This is a genomic window from Aeromonas sp. QDB18 (assembly GCF_027705325.1).
Classification (GTDB): domain Bacteria; phylum Pseudomonadota; class Gammaproteobacteria; order Enterobacterales; family Aeromonadaceae; genus Aeromonas; species Aeromonas caviae.
The window spans coordinates 1-8,853 of record NZ_JAPDBQ010000164.1 but is presented as its reverse complement, the minus strand read 5'-3'; the positions used below and the strand labels follow the sequence as shown (position 1 = coordinate 8,853).

Sequence of the window (8,853 nt, the reverse complement as noted above, 5' to 3'; positions counted from 1 at the left end):
CGAAACCCAACAAGGAGTTTCGGATTCTTACACAGCCTGAGGATCGGTCAATGGATCCTTAACTGATCGGCATTAGCCCGAGGGCCGCCGTTTTTTTATGCGCGAGGGGGATCAGTTGTCACCCAGCAGGACGGAGTCCAGCGCGATTTCGATCATGTCGTTGAAGGTCAGCTGACGCTCTTCGGAGGTGGTCTGCTCACCAGTACGGATATGGTCGGAGACGGTGCAGATGGTCAGCGCCTTGGCACCGTACTCGGCGGCCACGCCATAGATACCGGCGGCTTCCATCTCGACACCCAGGATGCCGTATTTTTCCATGACGTCGAACATGGAGGGGTCCGGGGTGTAGAACAGATCGGCGGAGAAGATGTTGCCCACGCGCACGGCCACGCCCTTGTTCTTGGCGGCCTGAACGGCATTGGCCACCAGGTCGAAGTCGGCGATGGCGGCGAAGTCGTGGTCCTTGAAGCGCAGACGGTTCACTTTGGAGTCGGTGCAGGCACCCATGCCGATCACCACGTCACGCAGTTTCACGTCTTCACGCACGGCACCGCAGGAGCCCACGCGGATCAGGGTCTTCACGCCGTAGTCGGTGATCAGCTCTTTTGCGTAGATGGAGCAGGACGGAATGCCCATGCCGTGACCCATGACGGAGATGCGACGACCCTTGTAGGTGCCGGTGAAACCGAACATGTTGCGCACGTCGCACACCTGCTCGACGTTCTCCAGGAAGGTTTCGGCGATGTACTTGGCACGCAGGGGGTCGCCCGGCATCAGCACGGTATCAGCAAAGGCGCCATCTTTCGCATTGATATGAGGAGTTGCCATTCTCTTTATTCCTTCACACTAGGTTGAGTTTTATTGTCTTTATGGATTGTCCGCTGCCTGCGCGGCGGCGGTACATTACAGGAAACCGGGGCCCTGTGGCACCCCAGGCAGGCGAACCGGCCCGGGGTCACCATCACAGGAAGCTGGTACCGTATTGCAGCTTGGGCAGGCCGTGGTAGGCCGCGATGCTCTGGCCGATGTCGGCGAAGGTCTCGCGACGACCGACGGAGCCCGCCTTGACCGGCTTGCCGTAGAACAGTACCGGGATGTATTCGCGGGTGTGGTCGGTACCGCTCCAGGTCGGGTCACAGCCGTGGTCGGCGGTCAGCACCACCACGTCGCCATCCTGCAGCAGGTCGAACAGCTCCGGCAGGCGGGAGTCGAAGTACTCCAGCGCATCGGCGTAGCCCTTGACGTCACGGCGGTGACCGTAGGAGGAGTCGAAGTCCACGAAGTTGGTGAAGACGATGGTCTGGTCACCGGCCGCTTTCACCTCTTCCAGAGTCCTGTCCCACAGCTCGGTCAGACCGGTCCCCTTCACCTGCTTGGTGATGCCCTGCTGGGCATAGATGTCGGCGATCTTGCCGATGGAGACCACCTGGCCACCCGCTTCCTTCATGTAGTCCAGCACGGTCGGCGCCGGCGGCAGCACGGAGTAGTCGTGGCGGTTGCCGGTGCGCTTGAAGTTGCCCTTGCCGCTGCCCACGAACGGACGCGCGATGACGCGGCCGATGTTGTAGGGCTCCAGCAGCTCGCGCACTATGTGGCACAGCTCATAGAGCTTCTCGAGGCCATAGGTCTCTTCGTGGCAGGCGATCTGGAACACGGAGTCGGCAGAGGTGTAGAGGATCGGCTTGCCGGTGCGCATGTGCTCTTCGCCCAGATCGTCCAGCACCTGGGTGCCGGAGGCGTGGCAGTTGCCCAGATACCCGGGCAGACCGGCCTTCTCGACGATGGCATCCAGCAGCTCGTGCGGGAAGCTGTTGTGATTGTCGTGGAAATAACCCCACTCGAACAAGACGGGCACGCCGGCAATCTCCCAGTGACCGGACGGGGTGTCCTTGCCTGAGGAGAGCTCCTGGGCAAAGCCGTAGGCACCGATCACCTCGACATCCTTGTTCAGTCCGGCCGGGAAGGTGCCGCTGGCGAGTTCGCCCGCGTGGCCCAGACCCAGCTTGCTGAGGTTTGGCAGGTTGAGAGCGCCACGGCCCTCGATCTCACCGGCGGCGCACGCCTTGGCGATATGGCCAAGGGTATTGGCACCCACGTCGCCGAACTTGTCGGCATCGGCGGCAGCACCAATACCGAAAGAGTCCATCATCAGAATAAAGGTACGTTTCATGGGACTTCCCCTTGTTACAAATCAGCCAGACCGATGCGACGGTAAACCTCGGGCAGCGCCTCTGGTCGGGTGTCGCCGATCTTCACGGCAGCCTGCACCATGCGGGCAGCCTCGGCAAATTGAGCTTCTGTCTGAGCGTGGATCAGGGCGAGCGGCTTGTCAGCATCGACGCTCTGACCCAGGCGGATAAAGTCGGTCAGACCGACCGCATAATCGAGTTTGTCGGCGGCGGCGCGGCGACCACCGCCCATGGCCACCACGGCCAGACCCAGTTCACGGGTGTCCATGGCGGTGACGAATCCGCTGTGGGCCGCGTAGACAGGGCGCACGATGGCGGCTTTGGGCAGGTAGGCGTCGTAGCGCTCCATGAAGTCGGCGGGACCACCGAGGCCGGTCACCATGCGACCGAAGATCTCGGCGGCCTTGCCGTTGTCGAGCACCGCCTGCAGCTTGGCACGGGCGTCCTGCTCGTCGCTCGCAAGCCCCGCGGAGATCAGCATCTCGGCGCACAGGGCCAGGGTCACTTCGTGGATGCGCGGGTTGCGATACTCACCGGTCAGGTAGCGCACCGCCTCGCGCACTTCCACCGCGTTGCCGGCGCTGGAGGCCAGCACCTGGTTCATGTCGGTCAAGAGTGCTGAAGTACGGCAGCCGGCACCGTTGGCCACGGCGACGATGCTCTTAGCCAGTTCCTCGGAGGCTTCAAAGGTCGGCATGAAGGCGCCGGAGCCCACCTTCACGTCCATCACCAGCGCTTCGAGCCCGGAGGCAAGCTTCTTGGAGAGGATGGAGCCGGTGATCATGGCAATGGACTCGACGGTGGCGGTGATGTCCCGTACCGCATAGATACGCTTGTCCGCCGGGGCGAGATCGCCGGTCTGGCCGATGATGGCGACACCCGCCTCTTTCACCACTTTCAGGAAGCGGTCGTTGTCGACCGAGGTCTGGTAGCCGGGGATGGCATCCAGCTTGTCCAGGGTACCGCCGGTATGGCCGAGACCACGGCCGGAGATCATGGGCACGAAACCGCCACAGGCGGCGACCATGGGGCCCAGCATCAGGGAGACGACGTCACCCACGCCGCCGGTGGAGTGCTTGTCGACGATGGGGCCGCCCAGATTGAGGTGGTCCCAGGTCAGCACCATGCCGGAGTCGCGCATGGCGCAGGTCAGGGCGACCCGCTCATCCATGGTCATGTCCTTGAAGTAGACCGCCATCGCCAGGGCCGCGATCTGCCCCTCGCCGATGGTGTTGTTGGTTATGCCCTGGACGAAGAATTGAATCTCTTGGGTACTGAGCGCTTCACCGTTGCGCTTCTTGCGAATAATTTCTTGAGGCAAAAACATCTTTCATTCCCTCCGTGCATCACGCACGAACACAGACCGAACCAGATCCGAAAGGGGGCGGCGCACCGCCCCCTGCCGCCGCTTAGTAACCGCTGGTATTGGCAGGCTTGTCGCCATGCCCCAGGGTCGCCAGCAGGCTGGCCAGCAGGCTGGAGGCGCCGAAGCGGAAGGTGCGGGCGGATACCCAGTCCTTGCCCAGGATCTCTTCGGCCATGGCCAGGTACTGACCCGCCACGGCGGCGTCTTTCACGCCACCGGCCGGCTTGAAGCCCACTTTCGGGTTCTTGGCCTTGATCACTTCCATCATGATGCGGGCCGCTTCAGGGGTCGCGTTCACCGGCACCTTGCCGGTGGAGGTCTTGATGAAATCGGCACCGGCGTCGATGGAGATCTCGGAGGCGCGACGGATCAGCGCCTCTTCCTTCAACTCGCCGGTCTCGATGATCACTTTCAGCAGTACCTTGGCGCCGCAGGCTTCCTTACAGGCTTTGACCAGATCGAAGCCAACCTGTTCATTGCCGGCCATGAAGGCGCGGTACGGGAAGACCACGTCAACCTCGTCGGCACCGTAGGCCACGGCGGCACGGGTCTCGGCCACGGCGATCTCGATGTCGTCGTTGCCGTGGGGGAAGTTGGTCACGGTCGCGATGCGCACGTCGGCGGCGCCGATGTCACGCAGGGTCTTGCGCGCGATGGGGATGAAACGGGGGTAGATGCAGACGGCGGCGGTCAGGCCGGCCGGAGACTTGGCCTTGTGGCACAGGTCGATCACCTTCTGATCGGTGTCGTCATCGTTCAGGGTGGTCAGGTCCATCAGGTTCAGGGCGCGTTGGGCGGCCACTTTCAGATCAGTCATGCTATGTCTCCAAAGTCTTGTTAAGCCCCATCACCCGCGATCGGCTTCACCGAACACCAAGGGTCGGCAGAGACGTTCCCGGAGCAACGGGATATGGAATTGCAGCGCAAATGCACAGGCAATACGGCTGCAAATAAGGCAAGAGCCCTGTCACTTTCTTACAAAAGTGCGGACTTGGTTCCATGAAGACTTGAGAAAGGCCGACTACGCAGACCCGACTTCCCAATCAATTCCATTTGACCGCCAACACCCGGATTCACCGGGCATTAGTCAATGCCAGCACCCTGCTGGCATCGCCTATTTCAGCCGAGATACCCCGTGTTTGCAAGCCGGATTTGCCAATTTCAGAGGTACCTCACACCCGGAAAATCCAGCGCTGGAAGGCGCTTAAGAGAAGAAGCGGGTCAGGATCCAGGAGTAGGCAATGCCCCCCAGATAGACCCCCACGATCCCCATGACGCCGGAGAGGACGGGCGGCGCCGGTATCGGCAACTTGAGGAAAGAAAACAACACCCCAACGATAAAGCCGGCCGCCATAGCCAGTAGCACTTCATTCATAGAACCTCCGATTTGACTCACTTTATTATTAGTCTTGACAGGAAAACGGTTGTCACCACCCCAAACGAGAACGCCACAGCAAATCGCTGTGGCGTTCGTCTTTATCCTGTCAGTCAGGCGATGTTACATGCCGGACAGCGCCAGGAAGAAGCCTGCGATGGTCGCAGACATCAGGTTGGACAGGGAACCTGCCAGCACGGCCTTCAGACCGAACTTGGCGATGGTGCCGCGACGGTTCGGTGCCATGGAGCCCAGACCACCCAGCAGGATGGCGACGGAGGACAGGTTGGCGAAGCCGCACAGGGCGAAGGAGATGATCGCCTTGGTGTGCTCGGACATGGCCACACCGTTGATCAGCACTTCATCCTTCAGGTAGGGAGCGAAGTTCAGGTAAGCCACGAACTCGTTGACCACCAGCTTCTGACCGATGAAGGAACCGGCCACGACCGCTTCGCTCCAGGGCACGCCGATCAGGAAGGCCAGCGGGGAGAACAGCCAGCCCAGCAGCAGCTCCAGGGAGAGTTGCGGGTAACCGAACCAGCCGCCCACACCGGAGAAGATGCCGTTGATCATGGCGATGAGGCCGATGAAGGCCAGCAGCATGGCACCCACGTTCAGGGCCAGTTGCAGACCGGCGGAGGCACCGGCGGCAGCGGCGTCGATCACGTTGGCAGGCTTGTCGTCCAGCTCACCTTCTGCGGTGTTCTCGTCGTAGCTCGGGGTCTCGGTTTCCGGTACCAGCAGCTTGGCGAACAGCAGACCACCCGGGGCAGCCATGAAGGAGGCGGCGATCAGGTATTCCATCTTGACACCCATGGAGGCGTAACCGGCCAGCACGGAGCCGGCAACGGAAGCCAGACCACCACACATGACGGCGAACAGCTCGGAGTCGGTCATCTTGGAGATGAAGGGACGTACCACCAGCGGGGCTTCGGTCTGACCGACGAAGATGTTGGCAGTGGCGGAGAGGGATTCGGTACGGGAGGTGCCCAGCACCTTCTGCAGACCGCCGCCCAGCAGCTTGATCACCCACTGCATGATGCCGAGGTAGTAGAGTACCGCGATCAGGGAAGAGAAGAAGATGATGACGGGCAGGACGCGGAAGGCGAAGACGAAGCCACCGCCACCGAACACTTCGAACATCTTGTTGCCAACCAGACCACCGAACAGGAATTCGATGCCGTTCTGGCCATAACCGATGACGCTGGAGACGGCGTCGGACACGCCCACCAGGATGTCACGACCGACCGGCACGTAGAGCACGAAGGCCCCCAGACCGGCCTGGATGGCAAAGGCGCCACCTACGGTACGAATTTTGATTGCCTTGCGGTTGCTGGAGAACAGCACCGCAATAAGGATGAGCGTCGCCATCCCTACCAGACCTATTATCAGATTCATTATTAACACTTCCTCTTTAGTAGCACCTGCCAGCTTGTTAACGATTTGTGTATTGAAGCCGCTAATCAAGGGTGCGCATTATACTAATTACGGTGCGACAAAATAGAATACTGGTCACATTTTATAAGCCACAAACGGCCTGAACATCGTTTAATTAGACCGCAAACGATTTTTATGGGCCCTGTTTTTTATCACTCGGTCATCATTTGATAATCAAATGTTAATTTCATGATTTCCTGGGGGGAACAGCCGCCGGGTGGAGTCATGTAACACCGAAATAACATCCTCCAGCGGTTGCTGCCGCAATTGTGCCAACAAGCGGGCTATGGTCGGCAGGCTGGCCGGCGTGTTCACCTCCCCCTGCTGGCCTTGCAGCGGCATGTCGGGAGCGTCGGTTTCCAGCAGCAAGGCCTCCAGCGGCATCTGGCGTATCGCCTCCCGGGTCTTGTTGGCCCGCTCATAGCTGATGACCCCCCCGATCCCCAGCCTGAAACCCAGTTGCCAGAACACCTCCGCCTGACGCAGGGAGCCGCTGAAGGCGTGAATGACCCCCCCTTGTGGCGGAGTGAAGCGCCGCAGGATCTTGGCGACCGTGTCGTTGGCACGCACCGAGTGGACGATGAGGGGCAGCTCATGCGCCATGGCCAGCCGCACCTGCGCCTCGAACATCTCGACCTGCCCCTCCTGCGGCACATGGGAGCGCAGATCCAGCCCGCACTCCCCCACGGCCACCAGCCCACGGGGCCGACTCGCCAGCAGGGTCTCCAGCCGGGTCAGTGCATCCCGGGGCTGCTTGCCCACATACCAGGGATGGATCCCCAGGCCATAACGGATGCCGTCGTGGCGCCCGGCCAGCGCCATCACCCGCCCCCAGTTTTCCTCTCCCAGGGCGGGGATGATATACTCGCCCACCCCCAGCTGGCGCCACCGGGTCAGCAGCGCCTCCCTATCGGCGTCAAAGACCGGAAAATCGAGGTGGCAGTGGGTGTCTATCAATTCCATGTCGCGCTTACCTGTCTGTCGTACTCAATGGGTTCATTCCATGCCAACACACGTTTCCCGAGGCTTTACCCTGATAGAACTGGTGCTAGTCATCATCGTGCTGGGGATCCTGGCCGTCACCGCCCTGCCCCGCTTCATCAACATCCAGGACGACGGGCTCAAGAGCAGCGTCTCGGCCACGGCGGGCAGCTTTGCCAGTGCCGCCCGGCTCGCCCACGCCGGCTGGGCGGTCAAGGTAAAGGGGAGCCCCTGGCACTCTACAACTTTAGCGGCATGGGCATGCAGGATCTCGACATCAACAGCCATGGCTGGCCGGTGGGCACCAAGGAGGACCAGGGAGGTCAGGGGCCCGATACCGTCTTCCCCGGTGGCGACAGCGATCAGATCTCCGTCAGCAGCCGGGACGACTGCGAGAGCCTGTTTGGCGCCCTGCTCGATACCGATCTGACGGTGGCCGATGAGTTGCACCAGGATTCAGACAGTGACTACATATCCCGGCTCATCCCGGCAGACGCTCAGGCTGACGGCGCCCTTCGTCACGACAACTGCCGCTATACCCTGCGCAGCTCCGTTGGCCGCTTCCCGGCATACCCCGACGGGCTCTCGTTCGACTACAACAGCGTCACTGGTGCCGTGACCCGCCAGTTCCAGTGAGGTCGTCGCCCTTCTCCGGGCGCTTCTCGTCTTCATCATGGCGTATCGGCGCGCAGCAGCGCCGGTTCTCCGGTGTGAGTCCCCACTCCTGGCACCAGGCATCGTAGCGAGCCAGCCAACGCAGCAATATCCCCTTCATGGGCGCCTCCTTGTCTTGATGGTTTCCCCACAAGCCTGCCCCAATCCAACTCCCCAGACCAGCATCTCGGGGCCAGCGGCGTCATGGCCTGTCCAGCGGCAGCAGCAGCCCCATGGAAATCTCGTCCACATAGCCCTCGTCCAGCCGATAGGCCTGCCGTCTCACCCCTTCCTCCACGAACCCGCACTTGCGATACAAGGCGTGGGCCACCTCGTTGTGGGCCATCACTCCCAGCTCCAGCCGGTGAATACCGAGATCCCTCGCGGCCGCGATCAGGGTACGCAGCAACCGTTCACCCCATCCCTGCCCGCGCGCCCCCGAACGCAGCCCCATCACCACCAGGGCGCAGTGGCGGTTGCGTGCCAGGCCGCCACCAAGGAGCGCGGCAAACCCTTGCACCTCCCCCGCCAGATCCAGCAGCCACATGGCCTGGTTGGGGGCCGCGGCCATGGCCTCGAGCCGCCTGCGCTGCCCCGCGATGTCCGAGGGGCGCTCTCCCGCTTCATACAGCATGAAGCGGGTCTCCCTGTCCAGTTGCCCGAAGAAGCTGTCCAGCACCGCCGCATCCTCCACCCCTGCCATACGAATCATCACGCCGACCTCCCTGCCTGGTGGTTCTGCCGACCACGACCATAAAAAAAACGACTCCCTCAGGAGTAATGCCAGTCAGTTAAGCCTGACTGGCATTGTTTTTACTAGGTTTTCTCGTCGCATACTTCTGTGGTTTGGC

The 8,853-nt window shown here is 61.6% G+C and carries 8 protein-coding genes and 1 pseudogene; 1 reads left to right on the top strand and 8 read right to left on the bottom strand.

Going from position 1 to position 8,853, the window contains the following annotated elements; all coding sequences use genetic code 11:
* Nucleotides 1-111: 111 nt before the first annotated feature.
* The 7 genes from deoD to OKC30_RS18280 all read right to left on the bottom strand — a co-directional run bounded on the left by deoD (nucleotide 112) and on the right by OKC30_RS18280 (nucleotide 7,330).
* Nucleotides 112-828, bottom strand: a complete 717-nt coding sequence (deoD, locus tag OKC30_RS18310) for a purine-nucleoside phosphorylase (protein ID WP_005341325.1) — start codon at nucleotides 826-828, stop codon at nucleotides 112-114.
* A gap of 133 nt (nucleotides 829-961) precedes the next feature.
* Nucleotides 962-2,170 carry a phosphopentomutase gene (locus OKC30_RS18305; protein WP_270809730.1) on the bottom strand — a complete coding sequence of 403 codons (1,209 nt, stop codon included), beginning with the start codon at nucleotides 2,168-2,170 and terminating at the stop codon, nucleotides 962-964.
* Between the two features lie 14 nt (nucleotides 2,171-2,184).
* A complete protein-coding gene (deoA, locus tag OKC30_RS18300) occupies nucleotides 2,185-3,516 on the bottom strand; it encodes a thymidine phosphorylase (protein ID WP_160838335.1) in 1,332 nt (443 codons plus the stop codon).
* An 82-nt stretch (nucleotides 3,517-3,598) separates the two neighbouring features.
* A complete protein-coding gene (deoC, locus tag OKC30_RS18295) occupies nucleotides 3,599-4,372 on the bottom strand; it encodes a deoxyribose-phosphate aldolase (protein WP_039039946.1) in 774 nt (257 codons plus the stop codon).
* A gap of 387 nt (nucleotides 4,373-4,759) precedes the next feature.
* On the bottom strand, nucleotides 4,760-4,930 hold the full coding sequence (locus OKC30_RS18290; RefSeq protein WP_010673027.1) for a XapX domain-containing protein: 171 nt from the start codon (nucleotides 4,928-4,930) through the stop codon (nucleotides 4,760-4,762).
* A gap of 123 nt (nucleotides 4,931-5,053) precedes the next feature.
* Nucleotides 5,054-6,328 (bottom strand): NupC/NupG family nucleoside CNT transporter, encoded by a 1,275-nt coding sequence (locus tag OKC30_RS18285; RefSeq protein WP_270809729.1) that lies wholly within the window; start codon nucleotides 6,326-6,328, stop codon nucleotides 5,054-5,056.
* 213 nt (nucleotides 6,329-6,541) lie between these two features.
* Nucleotides 6,542-7,330: a TatD family hydrolase gene (locus OKC30_RS18280; RefSeq protein ID WP_043153000.1), complete on the bottom strand. Its 789-nt coding sequence runs from the start codon at nucleotides 7,328-7,330 to the stop codon at nucleotides 6,542-6,544.
* A gap of 40 nt (nucleotides 7,331-7,370) precedes the next feature.
* Between OKC30_RS18280 and tppF the strand changes: the two are divergent.
* A pseudogene (tppF, locus tag OKC30_RS18275) lies at nucleotides 7,371-7,984 on the top strand (type IVa pilus pseudopilin TppF).
* A 220-nt stretch (nucleotides 7,985-8,204) separates the two neighbouring features.
* Here the strand turns inward: tppF and OKC30_RS18270 are convergent.
* Nucleotides 8,205-8,714, bottom strand: a complete 510-nt coding sequence (locus OKC30_RS18270; protein WP_270664173.1) for a GNAT family N-acetyltransferase — start codon at nucleotides 8,712-8,714, stop codon at nucleotides 8,205-8,207.
* Nucleotides 8,715-8,853 lie beyond the last annotated feature (139 nt).

Bases quoted from the DNA above. Each gene is read 5' to 3' on its own strand.
- OKC30_RS18270 (WP_270664173.1), bottom strand. From the start codon at position 8,714: ATGATTCGTATGGCAGGGGTGGAGGATGCGGCGGTGCTGGACAGCTTC.
- deoC (WP_039039946.1), bottom strand. From the start codon at position 4,372: ATGACTGATCTGAAAGTGGCCGCCCAACGCGCCCTGAACCTGATGGAC.
- OKC30_RS18280 (WP_043153000.1), bottom strand. From the start codon at position 7,330: ATGGAATTGATAGACACCCACTGCCACCTCGATTTTCCGGTCTTTGAC.
- deoA (WP_160838335.1), bottom strand. From the start codon at position 3,516: ATGTTTTTGCCTCAAGAAATTATTCGCAAGAAGCGCAACGGTGAAGCG.
- OKC30_RS18305 (WP_270809730.1), bottom strand. From the start codon at position 2,170: ATGAAACGTACCTTTATTCTGATGATGGACTCTTTCGGTATTGGTGCT.
- OKC30_RS18290 (WP_010673027.1), bottom strand. From the start codon at position 4,930: ATGAATGAAGTGCTACTGGCTATGGCGGCCGGCTTTATCGTTGGGGTG.
- deoD (WP_005341325.1), bottom strand. From the start codon at position 828: ATGGCAACTCCTCATATCAATGCGAAAGATGGCGCCTTTGCTGATACC.
- OKC30_RS18285 (WP_270809729.1), bottom strand. From the start codon at position 6,328: ATGAATCTGATAATAGGTCTGGTAGGGATGGCGACGCTCATCCTTATT.